General features: G+C 46.6%; 21 protein-coding genes. 18 read left to right on the top strand and 3 right to left on the bottom strand.

Annotated elements, in window-relative coordinates:
• The first annotated feature begins 79 nt into the window (after positions 1-79).
• From MKY87_RS11410 to MKY87_RS11395, 4 genes are read left to right on the top strand one after another with little or no spacing between them, the layout of a single operon-like run.
• Positions 80-760: a response regulator transcription factor gene (locus tag MKY87_RS11410; RefSeq protein ID WP_036606855.1), complete on the top strand. Its 681-nt coding sequence runs from the start codon at positions 80-82 to the stop codon at positions 758-760.
• On the top strand, positions 757-2,505 hold the full coding sequence (locus MKY87_RS11405) for a sensor histidine kinase (protein WP_340912738.1): 1,749 nt from the start codon (positions 757-759) through the stop codon (positions 2,503-2,505). Before MKY87_RS11410 ends, MKY87_RS11405 begins: the two co-directional genes overlap by 4 nt.
• Before the next feature lie 21 nt (positions 2,506-2,526).
• A complete protein-coding gene (gene pssA / locus MKY87_RS11400; RefSeq protein ID WP_339788822.1) occupies positions 2,527-3,072 on the top strand; it encodes a CDP-diacylglycerol--serine O-phosphatidyltransferase in 546 nt (181 codons plus the stop codon).
• A gap of 13 nt (positions 3,073-3,085) precedes the next feature.
• A complete protein-coding gene (locus MKY87_RS11395; protein WP_339788823.1) occupies positions 3,086-3,571 on the top strand; it encodes a DedA family protein in 486 nt (161 codons plus the stop codon).
• A gap of 258 nt (positions 3,572-3,829) precedes the next feature.
• On the opposite strand, the gene MKY87_RS11390 is transcribed toward MKY87_RS11395, so the two are convergent.
• Complete coding sequence (locus tag MKY87_RS11390; RefSeq protein ID WP_339788826.1) at positions 3,830-5,020, bottom strand: cation:proton antiporter; 1,191 nt, start codon at positions 5,018-5,020, stop codon at positions 3,830-3,832.
• Between the two features lie 375 nt (positions 5,021-5,395).
• On the opposite strand from MKY87_RS11390, the gene MKY87_RS11385 reads away from it, so the two are divergent.
• From MKY87_RS11385 to MKY87_RS11360, 6 genes are all read left to right on the top strand, one after another.
• Positions 5,396-5,968: a DUF420 domain-containing protein gene (locus MKY87_RS11385; RefSeq protein WP_074096493.1), complete on the top strand. Its 573-nt coding sequence runs from the start codon at positions 5,396-5,398 to the stop codon at positions 5,966-5,968.
• A 73-nt stretch (positions 5,969-6,041) separates the two neighbouring features.
• Positions 6,042-6,785 (top strand): 2,3-diphosphoglycerate-dependent phosphoglycerate mutase, encoded by a 744-nt coding sequence (gene gpmA / locus MKY87_RS11380; protein WP_074096492.1) that lies wholly within the window; start codon positions 6,042-6,044, stop codon positions 6,783-6,785.
• 215 nt (positions 6,786-7,000) lie between these two features.
• Positions 7,001-7,171 carry a hypothetical protein gene (locus MKY87_RS11375; protein WP_165980418.1) on the top strand — a complete coding sequence of 57 codons (171 nt, stop codon included), beginning with the start codon at positions 7,001-7,003 and terminating at the stop codon, positions 7,169-7,171.
• A 186-nt stretch (positions 7,172-7,357) separates the two neighbouring features.
• On the top strand, positions 7,358-8,266 hold the full coding sequence (locus tag MKY87_RS11370; RefSeq protein WP_340964481.1) for an aldo/keto reductase: 909 nt from the start codon (positions 7,358-7,360) through the stop codon (positions 8,264-8,266).
• An 85-nt stretch (positions 8,267-8,351) separates the two neighbouring features.
• Entirely contained in the window at positions 8,352-8,678 is a 327-nt protein-coding gene (locus tag MKY87_RS11365) for a thioredoxin family protein (protein ID WP_017692202.1), read from the top strand.
• Between the two features lie 223 nt (positions 8,679-8,901).
• Positions 8,902-9,081 carry a hypothetical protein gene (locus MKY87_RS11360; RefSeq protein ID WP_133387174.1) on the top strand — a complete coding sequence of 60 codons (180 nt, stop codon included), beginning with the start codon at positions 8,902-8,904 and terminating at the stop codon, positions 9,079-9,081.
• Positions 9,082-9,370: 289 nt separating this feature from the next.
• Here the strand turns inward: MKY87_RS11360 and bacA are convergent, their stop codons facing one another.
• Positions 9,371-10,180: an undecaprenyl-diphosphate phosphatase gene (gene bacA, locus MKY87_RS11355; RefSeq protein ID WP_017692204.1), complete on the bottom strand. Its 810-nt coding sequence runs from the start codon at positions 10,178-10,180 to the stop codon at positions 9,371-9,373.
• Between the two features lie 214 nt (positions 10,181-10,394).
• Here bacA and MKY87_RS11350 point away from each other — a divergent pair, with 214 nt between their 5' ends.
• The 5 genes from MKY87_RS11350 to MKY87_RS11330 all read left to right on the top strand — a co-directional run bounded on the left by MKY87_RS11350 (position 10,395) and on the right by MKY87_RS11330 (position 14,181).
• Positions 10,395-11,027, top strand: coding sequence for a TetR/AcrR family transcriptional regulator (locus MKY87_RS11350; RefSeq protein ID WP_339788831.1), 633 nt, complete (start codon positions 10,395-10,397; stop codon positions 11,025-11,027).
• Between the two features lie 162 nt (positions 11,028-11,189).
• A complete protein-coding gene (locus tag MKY87_RS11345) occupies positions 11,190-12,041 on the top strand; it encodes a substrate-binding periplasmic protein (RefSeq protein WP_340964478.1) in 852 nt (283 codons plus the stop codon).
• A gap of 32 nt (positions 12,042-12,073) precedes the next feature.
• Positions 12,074-12,718: an amino acid ABC transporter permease gene (locus MKY87_RS11340; RefSeq protein ID WP_017692207.1), complete on the top strand. Its 645-nt coding sequence runs from the start codon at positions 12,074-12,076 to the stop codon at positions 12,716-12,718.
• Between the two features lie 16 nt (positions 12,719-12,734).
• Entirely contained in the window at positions 12,735-13,481 is a 747-nt protein-coding gene (locus MKY87_RS11335; RefSeq protein ID WP_339788836.1) for an amino acid ABC transporter ATP-binding protein, read from the top strand.
• 277 nt (positions 13,482-13,758) lie between these two features.
• Positions 13,759-14,181, top strand: coding sequence for an OsmC family protein (locus MKY87_RS11330; RefSeq protein WP_036606882.1), 423 nt, complete (start codon positions 13,759-13,761; stop codon positions 14,179-14,181).
• 96 nt (positions 14,182-14,277) lie between these two features.
• On the opposite strand, the gene MKY87_RS11325 is transcribed toward MKY87_RS11330, so the two are convergent.
• A complete protein-coding gene (locus MKY87_RS11325) occupies positions 14,278-14,889 on the bottom strand; it encodes a TetR/AcrR family transcriptional regulator (RefSeq protein WP_340964476.1) in 612 nt (203 codons plus the stop codon).
• Positions 14,890-15,032: 143 nt separating this feature from the next.
• On the opposite strand from MKY87_RS11325, the gene MKY87_RS11320 reads away from it, so the two are divergent.
• From MKY87_RS11320 to MKY87_RS11310, 3 genes are all read left to right on the top strand, one after another.
• Positions 15,033-16,211, top strand: coding sequence for an MFS transporter (locus tag MKY87_RS11320; RefSeq protein WP_340964475.1), 1,179 nt, complete (start codon positions 15,033-15,035; stop codon positions 16,209-16,211).
• 219 nt (positions 16,212-16,430) lie between these two features.
• Entirely contained in the window at positions 16,431-18,221 is a 1,791-nt protein-coding gene (locus MKY87_RS11315; protein WP_340964473.1) for a sensor histidine kinase, read from the top strand.
• Positions 18,214-19,812: a response regulator transcription factor gene (locus tag MKY87_RS11310; RefSeq protein WP_340964470.1), complete on the top strand. Its 1,599-nt coding sequence runs from the start codon at positions 18,214-18,216 to the stop codon at positions 19,810-19,812. Before MKY87_RS11315 ends, MKY87_RS11310 begins: the two co-directional genes overlap by 8 nt.
• Positions 19,813-19,911: the final 99 nt, after the last annotated feature.

Genomic DNA, 19,911 nt, shown 5'->3' with positions numbered 1-19,911 from the left:
TTCCAAAACATGTATGGACACATGGACGACACATGGAATAGGTATGTTATCATCAGAAATCTAAAAAGGAGAGTCGGCCATGATCAGAACAGTGCTTCTGGTGGAAGATGAAAGCCGCATTCGTGAGATTGTGGCCGATTATTTCATAAAAGAACAATGGAACGTCATAGAAGCAGAACATGGAGTACAGGCACTGGAACTGTTGGCTCTGCATGAGGTGGATCTGGTTATTCTGGATGTTTTGATGCCTGAAATGGATGGATGGACGTTATGTGGGCATATTCGATCCCAATCCACCGTACCTATTATCATGCTGACTGCACGGTCCGAGGATGACGATAAAATTCATGGATTTCAGCTGGGCGTAGACGATTACGTTACCAAGCCGTTTAGCCCACGTGTGCTGGTTGCACGTGCAGAGACATTAATGAAGCGTGTTGAAGGTGCATTTGGACGAGAGCAGGGTGTGATTCGCTTCGGACAGGTAACCCTTGATCCATGGGCCAGACGCCTGGAGAAGGACGGAATTGAAGTGGAACTTGCACCAAAGGAATATGATCTGTTGCTTTATTTGGTACGCAATGCAGGCATTGTGTTGTCCCGGGATGCCATTTTGAATCGGATCTGGGGATTTGATTTTGAAGGGGACTCACGTGTTGTAGATACCCACATCAAGAAGCTGCGCAGCAAATTGGGTGATGAAGCCAAGTGTATCCGGACGGTGATTGGCACTGGATATCGTTTCGAGGCAGAAGCATGAGAAGAAATGGCGTAACGATGAAGCTTTTCCTGGTCATGGCAGGATGTCTGGTTCTTCTATATGGGACGACGGTTTTTGCCCAGTTGGTCTGGTTCCCCGACTTCTATCAGCATCAAAAGGTCAGCAGTATGAAGAAAAAGCTGTCCAAGTTCGAACAGCAATACTCCAATGGGCATTGGAGTGATTTACAGCTAGCCAAGGAGACCGGGAAGTTCATGCGTCAGAATCAATCACATCTGGTCATTTTGACGAATACCGGAAGATTGGTTAATGACCCGTTCCACATTACGTTGCTTCAAGAGGATGGGAGTCACGTGAAGGTGTCCTTGTCCTTGTTTATCAATAGTGAGAATGCTGGCTGGATTACATCTCATCTGAAATATGGGCAAGAACTGACGGTGCGAGGTCCGGCCAGCGGGAACATGGTCTATCCATTCAAAATCCAGGATGCCACTTCTGCCGCATGGGGAACTGAAAGCTTTCAGGAATCAATTGAACCGGTAAAGGAATGGTCAGGTGTATTGACCGAGGTCGTTCTTCCCAATCTGGCAACGTGGAGTCAGAGGCAGGGACTGCTGGTGCAAGCACTGGATAGCCGGTTCCCGTTGTCCACCGAAGACCAACTGGCCTTGGCAAATGGCAAAATGCTCAATGAAGAATGGATGGATAGCTGGAGCGGTGTTCGCAATGTCATCACCATTGCTCCAGTGCATCGTTCCGGCCCCGAGCAGCAACTGATCTTCTCGCTTACCTCTCTACAGGAGATGAGGGAAGCGAATGAGGCAACACGTTTGTTCTATGCGTATTTTGGCATTGGGGCATTTATATTGATTCTGTTACTGGCGTTACTCCTGTCCCGAATTGTAACGAAGCCGCTCTTGGCCTTGAACCATGTCGCCAAAAAAATGTCTACGCTGGATTTCACAGTGAAATCACCCATCCGGCGTAATGATGAAATCGGCAGTCTGTCTAACAGCCTCAATGCCTTATCGGGAACCTTGGGTCAGACACTGGAAGAGCTGAGGCAGGCCAACACGCAGATGCGTACAGATATGGAAATGAAGCAGGAGATTGAACAGCGTCAGCGCAAGTTTTTTGCCGATGCATCACATGAACTTAAGACTCCAATCAGCATTATTAAGGGATATTCTGAAGGGCTGAAGGATGGCGTGAGTGAGACCAAACGGGAGCGTTACATTGAGATCATTGCCGATGAGGCGATCAAAATGGAAACGATGGTTGAAGAGATGCTGGATCTGGTGCGACTGGAATCCTCAGCGGTTCAATTAAATACGGATGCGGTTGCACTGGCTGACATGATTGAAGATATCGCCGGCCGTCTGGGTCCGCAACTGAAGGACAAAGGATTGGATGTGGTGCTTGTATCCACAACAGAACAGACGGTTGAGGGTGACCGAAGCAAGCTGGAGCAAGTTATTTTCAATATCATGATGAATGCTATACGTCATGCGATACCACATACCGATATAACTATTGAGATCAGCAGACGTGAAGGTTTCGTCCATATTTCCATTGAAAACAAGGGCGAGCAGATTGCTGAAGCTGAGCGGCAGTATATATGGGAGAGGTTCTATCGGGTAGAGCGCTCACGTAATCGCAAAATGGGGGGGACCGGGCTTGGTCTGGCCATTGCGAAGCAGATTCTTGATCTGCATGGGTGCAGTTATGGAGTAGAGAATACACCGGATGGAGTCCGTTTTTATATTATTTTTCCTAAAGCCTAGTACGAAAGGGAGTCAACTCTTATGAAGTCTTTACCATCGATTTTAACCTTGGGGAATCTGAGTTCAGGCATGCTGGCAGTCATTATGGCTATTCATGGTGAATTTGCCCTGGCTGTGATGATGATATGGGTAGCGATGTTCTTTGATCTGTTTGACGGATTTGCGGCTCGTAAATTGCATTGTGAGGGTGAGTTCGGCAAGTCCCTGGACTCGCTTGCGGATGTAGTTTCATTCGGAACAGCACCCGTGCTGATTCTGTACCTGAATTCCATGCTTGAAGTGAGTGTGCTGGGGATGGCACTGACTGCATTGTTTCCGATTTGCGGTGCATTGCGTCTGGCCCGTTATAACTGTCAGAAGACAGCAAGCAGTGGTTTTGTCGGGATGCCGATTACATTTGCCGGCGGTCTGATGTCCTTTTTCGCGCTCTGGAGTCCTTATTTCACACATGGTGTAGCCTATCTTGTCATTATTGTATTATCCGGTCTCATGGTGAGCCAAATCCGATTCCCGTCTCTAAAACAAGTGCTAGCCTCACATGAGAAGGATATTGTGGAACCGAAATAAGGAGCGAGTCAGTATGGAATTTGCAAAAGAATTTATTGGTCAATATGGTTATTTCGCAATATACGGACTACTGGCTCTTGGCGTTATTGGCATGCCGATTCCGGATGAGGTGATGATGACCTTTGTCGGTTATCTCGCCTCCATCTCGGTATTGAATTACTCCGTCTCCATCGCCGTCAGTTTCGGTGGCGCATTTACCGGAGGGCTGCTTAGCTACATGATTGGCAAGAAAGCGGGCAGGCCGCTGGTTGAAAAATACGGCAAGTGGGTCGGCGTAAATGCCAAACGATTCAGCAGGGTGGAGTCGTGGTTCCTCAAATATGGGTATTGGTCCATCATCCTGGGTTACTTCATTCCAGGTATTCGTCATCTCATGTGCTGTTTCTCCGGGATTAGCCGCATGGCGATTGGCAGGTACGTAATTGTATCCAGCATCGGTGCATTCGTCTGGTGTGTTGTCTTTATCTCGATTGGTTTTTATGTTGGTGTGTTAACTTAAAATGGGACAGCCTGTTGTAACAACAGGCAAGGATGGAAGACCTCTTGAGTGTAAGGTGGTCTTTTTTTGTTTTTCTATATAGCGAAATCGAATGAGTAACGAATGAGGATTACATTATAAAAATACAAAAAGCCGCTCTGACCATCTCCAACCTTCATGTCGAAGGGGAAGAATAGATCAAAGCGGCGTGTGCTTCACGACCGATATATTGCATTTCTAAATCAAGTATAGCTTTAAATACGGAATGATTTCAATACTTTACCCGTTCAAATGTGATTCCTCAATGCCTCTTTCAACCCGCTGTTCACCTTTTTTGCGTGCAAAGGTGATTTTGAGAAGTGGCGGAGTAACAAGTGTAGTCACAATAACCATGATTACAACGCTGGTAAAGTACTCCGAATCAAGCAATCCGGAAGCAAGTCCCGTTGAAGCGATAATCAGGGCAACCTCTCCTCTTGAGATCATGCCTGCCCCAATAGCCAGCGAAGAGGAACGGTCGAACCCGGTCAGCCGGGCACCAGCTCCACCACCGATAAGTTTGGTAACAATAGCGATGATACTGATAACAACAATAAACCAAATTTGTGAACCCACACCATCAAAGGTGACATTTAAGCCGATACTAACAAAGAATACCGGGACAAAAATTCCGTAAGCAATCGGCTCAATTTTGGTTTCAACCTCATGTTTGAAGGTGGTTTGAGAGATGGCAATCCCTGCTGCAAAAGCACCGATAATGCCAGCAACACCCATCCACTCAGCAAAGTACGAGAATCCAAAACAGATAATGAGTCCGGTTGTAATCACAGTTTCGGTGACCCGAAGCGGGGCCATCCATTTCATGATTCGCGGTACAAGCCACCAGCTTGCTGCAAAGATGATGACGAAGAATAGAAGTTTCTTGCTAATCAACCATCCAATAGAGACATCCCCCGCACCAGTGCCGAGCAAGCTCATCATAACGGCGAGCAGAACTACCACGAGTACATCATCGACAACGGCTGCACCCAGGATTGTAGTGCCCTCACGTGAACTCAGCTGATTCATGTCCTTCAATGTCTGAACTGAGATACTGACTGACGTTGCACAGAACAACAACCCGAAGAAAAGCGCGTGTGTCTGCGACATACCAAATGCTATGGCCGAACCGTATCCCCCGACAAAAGGTAAAATAACACCACCGACGGCCACAGCAAAGGCCGCCTTCCAGTTTTTCTTCAACTGCTCCAGATCCGTTTCCAATCCGGCGATGAACATTAACAGCAATACCCCGATCTCAGCCATATAATGTACGAAATCACTTTGCTGAACCCAACCGAGAATTGCAGGCCCGAGGATGACACCCACAATCAGCTTCCCCAGAACCGATGGTTGACCCAATCTTACGGAAAGATCACCAGCAAGTTTGGTAAAGATTAAAATAAGTGCAAGAACCAAAATAAATTCCATAGGTGTTCTTCCCTCCAGTAATAGCGTCTATAGGTTAACCAACCCAAGGGCGATCCATCCTCTGCTTCAATCAGACAAAAAGGCACAGAACGGCATTTAGAAAAGTGCCGTTCTGTGCCTGAAAAAGACAAAGAGGGGCCCTTGGTGACAGGCTCCTCCAGTTTCAACGCGTATGTGATTAATTGCATTAATTATACCACAAATGTGGACTCGGGTAAATGGGAGCCGGTTTGGATTTGATTGAAAATGGCCGTAAAGGGGCATTTTATAGGGGAGTGCAGCGGTTTTGTTCAGAGTGTTGTCACTTAACAGCCCGGAATTAGCGAGATATAATGATATAGAACATAGAAGTTAGGATATGAGGAGGATTTTGCATTGGGCAAAAATAACAAAGGGGAGCCGAACATCCAGTCCCCGACGAGTAATAAAAATTTCGCAGGCATCATTATCACGATTTCCATTCTCGCTAATGTCATTATTTTATTATTGTTCTTCGCACCGTCCATTGGTTACAAAGGTGATGTAACCTTTGATATTACGGTGTTGCCGCGGTTTAATGCCGTGTTTAACAGCTTTACCTTCATCTTCCTGCTCGCAGCGCTTATTGCTATTATCAAGCGGAATGTGAAGCTGCACAAACGATTTATTCTTGCTGCATTCTCAACAACACTGTTATTCCTCGTGACTTATCTGACGTTTCATTACCTCTCACCAGAGACGTCCAAATACGGCGGCGAGGGCATCATTCGTTCGATCTATTTCTTCATTCTGATTACCCATAGTATACTGGCAGCTCTGATTGTTCCATTGGCGCTGTTCACACTTGTATGGGGTTGGACGAATCAATTGAAGAAACACCGCAAAATTGCACGTTGGACGATGCCAATCTGGTTATATGTCAGCTCTACAGGTGTTGTAGTATATCTCATGATGGCACCATATTATTAATGTGATGAACGTTTCATTGTGCTAATTAGTTTGAGTTGCGGGTAATGTTTCCATGGAAGGAGGGTTCGCATTTATGTACAGAGTTGTTTTGATTCGCCATGGACAGAGTATGTGGAATGTAGAGAACCGTTTTACCGGATGGACAGATGTGGATCTGACGACGGATGGTTACGCAGAAGCTCGTAAAGCAGGGAAGATCATGAAGGAACAGGGATTTGATTTTGATTACGCCTATGCATCCGTGCTGAAACGTTCTATCCGGACACTCGATATTGCGCTGGATGAAATGGACCTCATGTGGATTCCCATTACGAAGACTTGGAAGCTGAATGAACGCCATTATGGTGCGCTTCAAGGACTGAATAAACAGCAGACTGCTCTGAAGTATGGGGAAGACCAAGTAAAGGAATGGAGACGATCCGTTAACGTATCTCCCCCGGCACTGGACCAAACCGATGACCGATATGTGCAGGATCTGGACAAGTACAAGCGGCTCGGATGCACCATCCCTTTTACGGAGAACCTGATGGATACCTCGAAGCGTGTACTGGAGTACTGGAATGCGGAGATTAAACCGATGGTGTCTGCTGGCAAAAGAGTGCTGATCTCTGCGCATGGGAACACGCTTCGTTCACTCGTCATGCATCTGGACCAATTGTCCGAAGCAGACGTGATGGCCCTCAATATCCCGACAGGCATTCCGCTTGTCTACGAATTGGATGAAGATCTGCATCCCATCGGACACTTTTATCTGACCGCCGATGGTTCGACCTACAAACATGAAGAAATGACCCATGTCGCAACGCCATCTGATTAATTGGACATGGACGTTTGTCTTGATTGTACGAAAGCTTGTATGATTTATCTCGTTCGATTGATGTTTCAAAAGGACGATTGGAAGATGACCGCTGAATTGAATTCGGAGGTCATCTTTTTTTCTGCGATCAAGCCTGTACTTCGTTTCGTTTTGCTCCCACAGGGTAATTGTCAAACAAGACACGATGTACATTTATCCTGAAGGAGGAGAAGCACATGTCTAAAAGAAGAGGAATACTCATGACGGCTATCGGCGCAGGTGTGACTTATCTGATGAGGAACAAACAAGCAAGAGATAAACTGTTTAGCACTGTCTCGGGTATGATGAAAAGCTCCAATTCGTCCAATGGAACAAGTAAAACCAGACCACGCGTGGAAGTGAAATAAATTTCGATAGTTCACCTAACGTTTGAATTAAATGATGATTATGAGAAACCTGGAGATGAAGTCGTTCCAGGTTTTTTTGTGCAATCGAAAATCGAAAGCAATCCCTTGCTTTTGTGTGTAATGCGATTTTTGCCAGCAAGAATGATACAATGGATACTTGCAGAACGTATGGAGGGAGATACACATATGAAGAAAAATCGTCTGGGTACATCCGAACTGATGGTGTCTGAGGTTGGGCTGGGATGTATGTCACTTGGAACTGAAATGGAGCACGCTTTGGGCCTGGTTCATGAGGCTCTGGATCATGGTGTCAATCTGTTGGATACAGCCGATCTGTATGACGAAGGGCGTAATGAAGAGATTGTAGGACAAGCTATTAAAGGGCGTCGGGACCAAGTCATTGTGGCGACCAAAGTAGGTAATCGTCGTCTGCCTGGCAAAGAGGGCTGGTCATGGGACCCGTCCAAAGCCTACATTAAGCAGGCTGTACATGAAAGCCTGAAGCGTCTGCAGACCGATTACATCGATCTGTATCAGCTGCATGGCGGGACCTTGGACGACCCCATCGAAGAGACGATTGAAGCGTTTGAGGAACTGAAGAAGGAAGGACTTATCCGATATTACGGAATTTCCTCCATTCGTCCCAATGTGATTCGGGAGTATGTAAAGAGGGCATCCATCGTCAGTGTGATGAACCAGTACAGCATTGCTGACCGCAGAGCGGAAGAAGAGGTGCTACCTTTATTGGAACAAAAGGGGATCAGCGTAATTGCCCGTGGGCCCGTAGCTAGCGGTGTGCTTGCCGATTCCGGATCTGCCAAGGCAGACAAAGGTTACCTGGACTATACGCCAGAGCAACTATATACCATTCGGCAAGGGCTAAGTCGTCTTGTTACGGACCAACGCAGTATGGCTCAGACAGCTATTCGCTACGCGTTATCCCATCCTGCCGTAGCAGCTGTTGTCCCTGGTGCCAGTTCAAGAGAACAGTTACTGCACAATATTGCTGCTTCGAATTCGCCTGAACTCACCGCTGCGGAAATTCAGGAAATACGAGAGCTCAGTCCCGCTAATCTGTACAAGCAGCATCGTTAACTCCATTAAGCCTATTTTCAATTGTAACTATACAAGGTACAATGAAGATCAGCCAAAAAAGGAACATATAAGGGAGAGAAGACATATGGAAAGAATTCAAAGTGAACAACAGTATTTGGATACAATTAACTCTGATGGTTTTACCGTCATTAAATTTGATACAACCTGGTGTCCGGATTGCAAAAACCTGGATCGTTTTATCGGGGATGTTATCGACCAACATACGGACAAAACCTTCTATGCCCTGGATGCAGAAAAGTTCCAGCCGTTTGCCGAAGAGAATGGAGTACGCGGCATTCCAAGCCTGCTCGTGTTCCAGAACGGCAAGAAAATCGCACATCTGCATAGCAAATGGGCTAAAACACCTGCTCAAATCTCCGAGTACCTGGAGACGCTTGAATCCAAAGTTTAAGCGTACGAAGGCTCAGCAGTTTGCTTAATTAACTTAGCTAAGGAGGCCTCTTCTTGTCTTGCGACAGGAAGGGGTTTTTCTGCTTCATTCCATCACGCATGATGTGCATTCATATATGCATTCGAATAACTGAAGTTGAGAAACAACGCTTGTTTAGAATTTGTTCAGTGCTCCCATGTATACTGTGAGAACAAACTGAATATTTGGAGTGAACAAGATCCGTATGAAGAATGAAATTTTTGAAGAAATGCACCAATTAAGTCACAATGATGACCGAAGATACCGATTGTTGATGATCGGGGTGAAGCAATTGCTGCAGGAACAAAAGGAGAATAGATATAATCTGCGTGAGAGATTAAAATATCGTAAGAAACACCGGAGTATTCAAGTGAAAGAGTGGTAATAAGCCAGACCGCTTTCTAGAAGTGAACATGAATATGGTTGTCCATGATACATAGTAAACCTAGTCGGCATCACCAATGATCCAACCCACTAAAGAAGGAAGTAATGAAGAATCAGACTTCTTCTAATTACGGATTTTCCTGTCTCTGGAGCAGAAAAAGAATCATAAACCAACAGAATCATGAAGTAACGGAAGTATAGCAAAAAATATAAAATATGGCGGCCTCACTTCCCAAGGGAACGTGAGGCCGCCATTGATTTTGCCTGTCTAATTACTTGAATTGTAATGATTACATCAAAATAATAAAGAACACGGCTGCCAAGACAAAGCGATATACAGCAAAGACGGTCAGGCTCAATTTTTTCAAAATGGACAGGAACGTCTTGATCGCCAGCATGGCGACGATGAACGCAGCGATGAATCCAATCGCAAAGATTGGGAAATCACTGCCGTTCAGGTGATCGATACTTTTGTACAGGTCATATCCCGTAGCACCAATCATAATCGGCACAGACACGAGGAATGTGAACTCCGCAGCGGCTACACGGCTCACCCCTGCAAAGAGACCGCCTGAGATCGTTGACCCGGAACGAGAGAAGCCTGGCCACAATGCCAAGATCTGAAATATACCCACTGCGAATGCCTGTTTGTAGGAAATATCATCGACATCATGGGTAGTAATCCGCCCACTCTTCCGACTCCAGCGTTCGGCTACGATCATCAATATACCACCTATAACGAGGCTGTACAGCACTGTTTCCGGACCAAACAAATGTGCTTTGATCCAGTCACGGAATACAAGTCCGATGACTACGGCAGGAACCATCGCCAGGAAGATATGTCCCAGATTGAGGCGGCGGGAGTAAGGTCTGCTCCCTCCGGTGAAGCGGAACATATCAATGAATTTGTTCCAGTACAGTACAACAACAGCAAGTACAGCTCCGAGTTGAACAACCACCTCAAACGTTTTGACTGACTCGTTGTCCTCCGATAACCCCAGCAAGTGGGCAGTCAGAATCATGTGTCCAGTGGAGGACACGGGCAAAAACTCAGTCAAACCCTCGATGATGCCCATAATAATGGATGATATAATGTCCAATTCTCTTCCTCCTTGAAATGCAGGTGACAGCACAGGCTGTCCTGCTTGACCATGCCTGTTCATTTGAACAAGGCTATCACCTATTATGATCACAAATGCACTCAACTTCAACTTATGCTTGTAACCATTTGTTTAAAACTATATTGACAAAAACCTAGTTATCCCATAGGATATAACTTAACTGACTGACTGATCAATCGGGAGGGTTACATGAATGACCAAAATTAACGGTTTGGAACCCGGTGAAGAACGCCGGGACCAAATAATACGCATAGCGATGGAGCGTTTTGCAACCCAGGGTTACCATCAGACGAAAATTTCCGATATCGTCCGCGAGGCTGGTGTGGCGCAAGGGACATTCTACTGGCACTTCAAGAGTAAAGAAGCTATTGCTTCAGAGATAGTCTTAACGGGCAAGGAGAAGTTGCTTGAGTCGATCGGACAAGGGTACCGCAAGGATGCCGGATCGATAGAAGATATGGTGAAAGCATCGGAAAGGCTGTTCACTGACTTGTTCTCATTTGCTGCGCAGAATCGTTATTTTATGGAACTGTTGCTCAAAGGCATCGTGACGGAAGAATCCGTACAACGCCTGGTTGAGGAGACACGTAATGCTGTCGAGACAGCGTTCCGTCACAATATGGAACGTGCCATCGAACTCGGCATGTTGCCTGAGAGCATGGATGTACCGCTTCGAGCAGCGCTGTTGGTAAGCATGATTGAAGGCATGATATCGCGCTGGTTGTTCGGCTCCGATGAGTTGCACAGCAAGTTCTCAGCCATGACAGCTTCTTCGCTGGCAGCTGAGGCAGCAAGCTTTGAGTTTTACGGACTATTGGGCACATAAGCAATGTGCAGAGTTCGCAGCTTTATTTTTCAAAGGAGAGACCAGAGATTCACATGATTAAACAAGTAGCAGGGAATAATGGGTACAATTGCGATTTAGTCACACAATAAAGGAACCAAATGTACATCCAGAACAATACATGACTGAGAGGAAGTTAACGTAATGAACAAAACATATGGATCGAAAACTCGTAAAGGCTGGTCTCTGACAGCGATTCTGCTGATGACCGTGCTGGTACTTAGTGCTTGTGGAAGTAAAGCAACAGACAATGGAAGCACGAATGGTGCACAGGCGAGTAATGAACTGGAGCAGATCAAGTCTGCTGGCGTGATCAAAGTAGGCATGATGGGCACATATGCACCATACAACTTCCTGAACGATAAGAAAGAAATGGACGGCTACGATGCAGATATCGCACGTGAGGTTGCAAAGCGTCTTGGGGTTAAAGTTGAATTTGTATCCCAGGAGTTCTCCGGTCTGACACCGAGTCTGCAAGCCAAAAAGCTGGACGCAATCATCAGCCAGATGACGATCACCGATGATCGTAAGAAAGTACTCGATTTCAGTGATCCGTATATTACGAACCAAGTTAAAATCATTGTAAAAGAAGACAATAACGATATTACCAAGTTGGAAGATTTCAAAGGGAAAACGATTGGCGTAGGTCTGGGTACAAATGATGAATCATATCTGCGTAATGAAGTGTTGCCTAAAGTGGGAGACTTCACGATCAAAACCTATGACGATGTCATCTCTTCACTGAAAGACCTGAATGCTGGACGGATTGACGCCACAATCAACAACATGTACGCATTGAAACCGATTGTTGATGCCAATGGATTAAAGATCAAAGCTGTAGGCGAAGCAATTAAGAGTGACCAAGCAGGAATCGCTGTACGCAAAGACAATCCGGAACTCGTAGCAGCACTGAATGATGCTCTCAAAGGCATGAAAGATGATGGCACGTACAATACCATTTTCAAAAAATGGTTTGGTGAAGAGCCTGCGCAATAATGAACCTGCAAGGCGAAGGGAAGATTTGACCCATGGAACTGGTATTTGAGAATATCCCCTTCTTTCTGAAGGGGGCTTACTATACGCTGTATGTAACTGTGATCTCCATGTTTTTTGCGTTCATCATCGGGGTGCTTGTTGCGATTGCTCGTCTAAAGGGACCGATGTGGCTTAGGTTGATCGCAAGGTTTTATGTATCCATCATGCGGGGAACCCCGCTGCTGGTGCAATTATTCGTTATTTATTACGGATTGGTCGATTATGGAGTGACCTTGGGATCACTCACCGCAGCATGTCTGGGACTCAGTCTGAATGCAGGTGCATTTCTGTCGGAGACGTTCCGTGGAGCCATTCAGGCTGTACCAAAAGGGCAGACAGAAGCTGCATATGCAACGGGAATGACCCCGGCTCAGGCGATGAGACGCATTATCTTCCCGCAGGCTGTGCGGATTGCCATCCCGCCGATGGGGAACACCTTTATTGGCATGTTGAAGGAAACATCACTTGTGGCGGCCATCGGTGTTACCGAGTTGTTGCGTTCAGCACAGCTGCTGGTATCACAATATGCATTGAATATGCCATTTTATCTGGCAATTGGTGTGATCTACTGGATTATGAGTATCGGCTTCTCGGCCATTCTGGAACAAGTGGAGCGCCGGTTGGCCCGGGCTTACTGATAGGAGGAGAGAACCGATGATTACAACAACTGGACTTACCAAACGTTTTCAGAAAAATGAAGTACTTACGAACATCGATCTGCATGTCGATGCCAAAGATATTGTTGTGTTGCTTGGCCCAAGTGGTTCCGGCAAGAGTACCTTGCTACGCTGCCTGAATGGACTGGAAGAGTTGTCTGGAGGACAGATTGAAGTGAACGGTGTTGTGGTTAACAGCGCAGATCCGTTGCGAGTCCAGCGTGCCCGGGTACTGGAGATTCGTCGCCAGACCGGCATGGTATTCCAGCAGTTCAATCTGTATCCGCACAAGACAGTGCTGGGCAATGTGATGGAAGGTCTCGTGACGGTGAAAAAAATCAAGCGTGACGAAGCGGCTGAACGCGGCCGGATTCTTCTGGATCGGGTCGGCTTGTCGGACAAGCAGGATGCGTATCCATCCCGATTATCCGGTGGACAACAGCAGCGGGTCGCCATTGCACGTGCACTTGCAATGGAGCCGGAAGTGATGCTGTTTGATGAGCCGACTTCTGCTCTTGATCCTGAATTGGTCGGAGAGGTGCTTTCCGTCATGAAGGAGCTGGCAGAGGAAGGCATGACCATGCTGGTCGTGACGCATGAATTGAAGTTTGCCCGTAATGTGGCGAACAAAATTGTCTTTATGGCAGATGGGTCGATTGTGGAAGAAGCGAGCCCACAGGCCTTCTTTGAACATCCAAAGCAAGAGCGCACCCGCCGTTTCTTGCAACAGATTACTGAATTTTGATAAAGATAACAGCAATCGGAAGAACGAACGTACCCGGAGCGGGTATTTAAGGTCGTGACGATATCAGTTCAACTAAACTTTTTGCACAAGAACGGAGAGGACAGAAGAAACCTGAAGAAGCGGAGCGTGCGCCTTTATCCCCTGATTTTCCCCTTGAAGAAGGGAATCAAAAAAATCTGGGGATTACAGCGATCGGAAGGTTATTCTGTCATCGGAGTGGCAAGTGCAAATCTTTTTCGCTTGAACTTAAACTATTGTAAGAAAGAAGGATAACATCATGAATGTAACAACCGTATGGAAAGGCAAACGTGCGTTTACTTCCGAAGGACCCTCTGGCTACGCGGTTGGCATGGATGCCACTGCTGCTTATGGTGGCGACAGCAAGGGTGCGACCCCGATGGAATTGTTACTGGCGGGTCTCGGCGGCTGTATGGGAATCGATATTACGATGATTCTGGACGCTTTCCTGGACAAAATTGAGTCGATTGAGATTGAAGCACAAGGCACACGCAGTGAAGAGATGCCTAAAGGGTTCACATCCATTGATCTGATCTTCAAAGTCGATGGGGATATCCCGGATTATCGCATTTGGAAAGCCATCCAAATGGCCGAAGAGAAATATTGTGCAGTTTCCGCTTCACTTAGCGCCGATATTCATCCAAAACTGATTCTGAATGGGGTAAGTACACCTCGTCCTTAATAACACACGAACAGATTCTATACTGAGAAGGCACTTCCAATCGTGGGAGTGCCTTTTTTTGGCTTTTCTAACCTATCAAAAGTTCGTAGGTTTAAGTCAGGCTGGATGTTGAACAAGGTTCCAGATGCCCATGAATTCCGTGATAGCCTGATCGATCGTTGCATGAGGAACACCGTCGCGGGCTTGTGTAGATATGCCTTGCATAAAGGTATCAAATACGGTGGTCAGCATGTGTAAATTCGTGGAAGCAGGAATTTCACCGACATCCACAGCACGCTGGATGCAATCCTGCAGGCGGTTGCGAGTCAGCTTTCTTTTCTCAGCGGCAATGTCACGGATATGATTGTTTTTGGAAGAACATGTGCTGGCTGACAGCACAATTAAACAGCCAGATGGATGTGTACTGTCTGTTTGCATTTTTGCGGTACTTCTTAATGTGGTTTCGATCGCTTCTCTGGGTGACAGCGTGAGATCCGAGAAACTTTCCGTCACACGTCCAAACGTATCCATATATCGTTCTACTGCTTCTTTATACAGGGCTTCTTTGGAGTCAAAGGCTGCATAAAAGCTGGCTGCTGAAATATCCCCCATGGCTGCTCGAAGCTGAAGTAGTGAAGTGGCCTCGAAACCTTGCTCCCAAAAGAGCATCATCGCTTGTAATAGGGCCTTATCCCGGTCGAAAATGCGCGGACGTCCCGTTCTTGCCATAAGAGTTCCCCCCTCTTTTTTCTTAATTATATACTAATCGATCCAAAAGTCATTGACAAGGTGAGACGGTCTGAATAATATAAGGAATGATCGATCCATAATTCGATTACTTGTTCTACACTATCTTAAAAGGAGCTGCAAAGATGTCGGATATATCTTCTCATCGTTTTCCGTGGTTGGGGTTGCTGGCCCTGGCTATGGCGGGTTTCATAGCCATTATGACCGAAACACTTCCTGCGGGGTTGCTGCCGCAAATAAAAGAAGGGCTGCAGATCTCTGAGGCAGGGGCGGGGCAGCTTGTCACCTTTTATGCTGTTGGGTCGCTGGTTGCTGCCATACCTGTGGCGGTTCTGACAAAGGGTTGGCGGCGGCGTCCGCTTTTACTTCTGTCTATTATCGGTTTTCTTGTCTTCAACACCATTACTGCCCTCTCATCAAACTATGTACTGACACTGTTCGCTCGTTTCTTGGCCGGTGTTGCAGCAGGTGTCTCCTGGGGCCTAATTGGTGGTTATGCATTACGCATGGTACCTGATAATCTCAAGGGAAGAGGCATGGCTGTGGCTATGATTGGAACGCCGATTGCCTTATCATTTGGTGTTCCGGCAGGTACGCTGCTTGGTTCATTTATGGGCTGGCGCTCAGTGTTCTGGCTGATGTCGTTGCTGGCGTTTGTACTGATTTTCTGGGTGCTCTGGAAAGTACCCGACTATCCGGGGCAGTCAGCGGATAAGCGTATCTCTGTCAAGCAAGTACTGTTCACCCCCGGTGTAATACCCATTTTAACTGTCGTTTTGGCCTGGATGTTGGCTCATAATATTTTATACACGTATATTGCTCCTTTTCTCGCCGATGTTGGTTTGGAATCCAAGGTTGGACTCATTTTACTTGTATTTGGCCTGATGGCATTGGTGGGCATCTGGATTACAGGTATTTTCATTGATCGGTGGTTGCGTATGCTGGTTCTCATGAGCCTTGCGGGCTTTGCCTTGATTTCCCTGGTATTAGGTCTTTGGAGTGAGCACATTGTTGTCGTCTTTGGTTCTGTTGCGCTGTGGGGTCTGACATTTGGCGGTGCGGCTACCCTGTTACAGACTGCACTTGCTCAAGCTACTGGGGAACAAGGTGTGGATCTCGTCATGCCGATTAATACAACCGTTTGGAATCTGGCTATTGCCCTTGGGGGAATGGCGGGAGGTGTTCTTCTGAATCAATGGGGAGCTTCGTCATTTAACTGGGCCATCTTGGCTTTAACATTGGTGGCATTGATTGTTGCATGGCGTGCCAAAGGATATGGATTTCGCCCATCTAGGAGTCACTAAACTTCCGTCAGTAGAAAATAATTCGGTAAGCCCGGTCGCCATGTTAATGGCGGCCTCTTTTGTTAGAGGTCAGGCTGGCTTTTTGCCTGGCAATATATTACCCATTGCAATGACAATCCGAATTCTGGCGGTTATGTGGTATGATTAATTCTGAGGACAGTACATCCTGATCCTGCTGTTTATATGTAAGCGCTTATACAGATGACGGAAGGTGCAGACATGTTGAAAAGGCTGATACGAACCACTAATAATCTCAAATTAAAGCATAAATTGCTCATTTCCTATGTACTGGTTGTCATGATTCCGGTCCTGATTGTTGGTCTTGCTGTGACCAGTTATTTTCGCCAGCAAGCCCTGGATAATGCAATAGGACAGACGATCATCAATGTGGACAAGATCAAGAGCCAGACGGCAACCATGCTGCGTGTACCAACCGATATATCCAATCTTTTAATGTTTAATGCTGATCTCAAGGAGATCGTGAATAAGCGGTACAAGAGCGTTGTGGAGTTAACCTCAGCGTATCTTGCATACAAAGACTTTCAGGAGTACAGGCGTTTGTACCGTGAGATAGCGGGCATTCGTTTTTACTCAACTAACCCAACATTGATCAACAACCTCGAATTCATCCCGGTAGACAAGCAGACGGAAGAGAGCTACTGGTACCAACAGGCACTGAAAACAACCAGCATCGGGTGGTTCTACATTCCGGACAAGGAAGATAATCCTGTACACAAGCTCAGTTTGGTGCGCAAAGTACCTTTTGCCGAATATCGGACCGAGGGCGTGTTGATGATTGTGATCAATCAGGATGAGCTGAATGGATTGTTGCGTCAGGAACAATTCGAGACGATGATTACGGACGAGCAAGGCTATGTGGTTGCAGCCAAGAATACCGAACTGGTAGGGAAAACGCTGGACGAGCTTGATTTTGGCGTTGATCTGCAGAATCAGGCAAAAGGCACCATTGAAGCTGATTTTCGGGGGGAGCCATCCAACATTGTTATTGATGAGTTGGGCCCTGGATCGAGCATGAATAGCCTGAAGGTGATTTCGGTTTTTGCCACCAAAAATATCGTCAAAGACGCCAACACTGTCAGCATGATTGGCATGATTTTCATTATCCTTGTGCTGGTTATCGCCCTATTATTCGTATATATCATCTCGTTCCTCACTTCGAACCGATTGCTCCGGCTGAGTAAACACCTCAACAAGCTGGCATTAGGAGACCTGAACGTGACTTCGCGGATTGATGGAAACGATGAGATTGGGCAACTGTCACGACAGTTCAACTATATGGTGAAAAGTATCAATGAACTCATGACGCAGGTGGTAGAAGCGACCGAACAGAACAATCAATTGGAAATCGCCCAAAAAGAGATTAAACTGAAAATGATGGCGAGCCAGATCAATCCACATTTCTTGTTTAATGCACTGGAGTCCATTCGGATGAAAGCGCATATTAAGGGAGAAGCAGAGATTGCTAACATCGTCAGGCTGTTGGGCAAGCTGATGCGCAAGAGTCTGGAGATTGGCAGTGGAAAAACAACCTTCCGGGCTGAACTTGAAATGGTACGTTCCTATTTGGAAATTCAGAAATTTCGTTACGGCGACCGCCTTGCATTCCAGATCCATATCGATCCCGAGGTGGAGAAGATGTACATTCCGCCTTTGATTATTCAACCTTTGGTTGAGAATGCGATTGTCCATGGTCTGGAGAACAAAGAGGGTACAGTCCGTGTTCATATAAGTATTCGTTTAGTAGAGAACATTGTGCAGATCCGTGTGGATGACAATGGTGCAGGCATAACGCCAGAACGACTGGCTGAGGTGATGCAGTTTATCTGTGGACCGGAGGAACAGGAGAAGAGTCGGATCGGCATGCGTAATGTACATCAACGCTTAACCTTGACGTACGGGGAGCCATATGGATTGCAGATTAAGAGTGTATATGGGGAAGGAACAGAGGTTTCTTTCACTTTGCCAGCAGGAGGGGACCAACATGTATAAAGTGTTTTTGGTGGATGACGAACCGAGCATACGTGAGGGACTGACAACCATTATCGAGTGGGAAAAATATGGATTCCAGGTCATTGCTACAGCTGCCAGCGGGCGTGAGGCCATCTCCCGGTTTGAGGAATTGGAGCCTGATCTGACGATTATTGATATTCGCATGCCCGGTATGACCGGGCTGGATGTGATTGAAGAAGTGCGCCGGAATCATCCGGATTCGCACTTTTTGATATTAAGTGGTTACGCGGATTTTGACTATGCCAAGAAAGCCATCAGTTTTGGTGTGGATGGTTATCTGCTCAAACCGGTGGATGAAGAAGAGATTATTGGTGAACTGGAGCGTATTGCTACAATCCTGACCCGTGAACGGGAGACAATGGCACGTCATGCTGGTGAAGATACCGTCTATCGGGAGCATCAGATCGAGGCTTTGCTCTTTGACAGTCTGGATGGTGCGGGTAGCATGGAAGAAGATAGCCTGGGGCTGCACTGGCCTCACTATCAGATTGTGCTGCTTGAGATGCATGTAGCCCCCGACCTGCAGCGGGGAAGTGTAATGAAACGCAAACTGATTGAAGCATTTGACCAGAAAGACCGAGGTATTGTATTCTCGTTCCATTCCGGTCTGGGGCTGTTAAGTAAGGAAACAATCACATCCGAGTCATCTGCAAGAAATCTGTATGATGAGCTGGAAGGACTGCTGGGAGAATGGGAGGTTCACATGTATGGTGCTGCAGGAGAACCCGTACATTCCACTTCTGAAATTGCGCGGTCATACACGCAGGCGAATCGTTTACTCGGGGAACGCTTTTTGTTCACGGAGAAACGTATCATGCTGTGGACTGAAGGCAGCGAAGGCGAAAGCGTTGTTAAGCCAGAAGTTGAAGCTGTGGACGGAGCACATGAGCCAGTTGAGGACGAACTCGCGGACAAGCTGTATTATGCGTTAGACATCCGCAGTAGTGAGTCCGTTATGCGGGTACTGGGTGAGATGGAAGAGCGCCTCGTTCCATATCACCGAACAGAGCAAGCGATCAAGACGGCGTTCTCACAGGTATTTTCCCTGGCGTTCAACAAGCTTGCAGCGACGAATCAACAGATGCACTCCATTATGCAGGAACATTCGGTTCTGATTAATGAAGTCTATCATCAATTTACGATGTCTGATCTCAAAGTCATGGCATCGGAACATTTGAATCGACTTATTCAACGTATGGGTGGGGGAAGCAAGGATACTGTATTGAAACAGATGATTGAATTTATCCAGCGTAACCCTGGCGAAAATCTCAAGCTCGAAGTACTTGCTGAAGTGTTTAACTATAACAGCAGTTACTTGGGCAAGTTGTTCAAGAATCATACTGGAGAGTATTTCAATGCATTTCTGGACAAGGTTCGTATGGAAAAAGCCAAGGAATTGCTGGATGAAGGACTGAAGGTCCATCAGGTCGCGGCTAGAGTGGGGTATGCAAATGTGGACTACTTCCACGGTAAGTTCAAGAAATATGTAGGGGAATCCCCTTCCGCTTACAAACAGGCCAGAACCCAATCATCGTTGAAAGGAACGGCTACGGATACAAACGAGGAATAAGTACGGAGCGCTGGGCATTGTCCTTGCCTATTGTGTAAAACGTTTTCGGTATTTCTGAGAAATTTCCAGATTCATCATATTGTCCATGCACTTCCCATG

Origin of the sequence: Paenibacillus sp. FSL R7-0198 (assembly GCF_038000415.1) — a bacterium.
GTDB lineage: Bacteria > Bacillota > Bacilli > Paenibacillales > Paenibacillaceae > Paenibacillus.
This window is presented reverse-complemented; position numbering and strand designations above follow the sequence as displayed.

What these genes read in the sequence shown, in the direction of transcription:
- MKY87_RS11330 (WP_036606882.1), top strand. Translation starts at nt 13,759, where the DNA reads ATGAATGTAACAACCGTATGGAAAGGCAAACGTGCGTTTACTTCCGAA.
- MKY87_RS11315 (WP_340964473.1), top strand. Translation starts at nt 16,431, where the DNA reads ATGTTGAAAAGGCTGATACGAACCACTAATAATCTCAAATTAAAGCAT.
- MKY87_RS11360 (WP_133387174.1), top strand. Translation starts at nt 8,902, where the DNA reads ATGAAGAATGAAATTTTTGAAGAAATGCACCAATTAAGTCACAATGAT.
- MKY87_RS11350 (WP_339788831.1), top strand. Translation starts at nt 10,395, where the DNA reads ATGACCAAAATTAACGGTTTGGAACCCGGTGAAGAACGCCGGGACCAA.
- MKY87_RS11320 (WP_340964475.1), top strand. Translation starts at nt 15,033, where the DNA reads ATGTCGGATATATCTTCTCATCGTTTTCCGTGGTTGGGGTTGCTGGCC.
- MKY87_RS11390 (WP_339788826.1), bottom strand. Translation starts at nt 5,020, where the DNA reads ATGGAATTTATTTTGGTTCTTGCACTTATTTTAATCTTTACCAAACTT.
- MKY87_RS11410 (WP_036606855.1), top strand. Translation starts at nt 80, where the DNA reads ATGATCAGAACAGTGCTTCTGGTGGAAGATGAAAGCCGCATTCGTGAG.
- MKY87_RS11370 (WP_340964481.1), top strand. Translation starts at nt 7,358, where the DNA reads ATGAAGAAAAATCGTCTGGGTACATCCGAACTGATGGTGTCTGAGGTT.
- MKY87_RS11365 (WP_017692202.1), top strand. Translation starts at nt 8,352, where the DNA reads ATGGAAAGAATTCAAAGTGAACAACAGTATTTGGATACAATTAACTCT.
- MKY87_RS11325 (WP_340964476.1), bottom strand. Translation starts at nt 14,889, where the DNA reads ATGGCAAGAACGGGACGTCCGCGCATTTTCGACCGGGATAAGGCCCTA.
- MKY87_RS11405 (WP_340912738.1), top strand. Translation starts at nt 757, where the DNA reads ATGAGAAGAAATGGCGTAACGATGAAGCTTTTCCTGGTCATGGCAGGA.
- MKY87_RS11345 (WP_340964478.1), top strand. Translation starts at nt 11,190, where the DNA reads ATGAACAAAACATATGGATCGAAAACTCGTAAAGGCTGGTCTCTGACA.
- MKY87_RS11375 (WP_165980418.1), top strand. Translation starts at nt 7,001, where the DNA reads ATGTCTAAAAGAAGAGGAATACTCATGACGGCTATCGGCGCAGGTGTG.
- pssA (WP_339788822.1), top strand. Translation starts at nt 2,527, where the DNA reads ATGAAGTCTTTACCATCGATTTTAACCTTGGGGAATCTGAGTTCAGGC.
- MKY87_RS11340 (WP_017692207.1), top strand. Translation starts at nt 12,074, where the DNA reads ATGGAACTGGTATTTGAGAATATCCCCTTCTTTCTGAAGGGGGCTTAC.
- MKY87_RS11335 (WP_339788836.1), top strand. Translation starts at nt 12,735, where the DNA reads ATGATTACAACAACTGGACTTACCAAACGTTTTCAGAAAAATGAAGTA.
- MKY87_RS11395 (WP_339788823.1), top strand. Translation starts at nt 3,086, where the DNA reads ATGGAATTTGCAAAAGAATTTATTGGTCAATATGGTTATTTCGCAATA.
- MKY87_RS11310 (WP_340964470.1), top strand. Translation starts at nt 18,214, where the DNA reads ATGTATAAAGTGTTTTTGGTGGATGACGAACCGAGCATACGTGAGGGA.
- gpmA (WP_074096492.1), top strand. Translation starts at nt 6,042, where the DNA reads ATGTACAGAGTTGTTTTGATTCGCCATGGACAGAGTATGTGGAATGTA.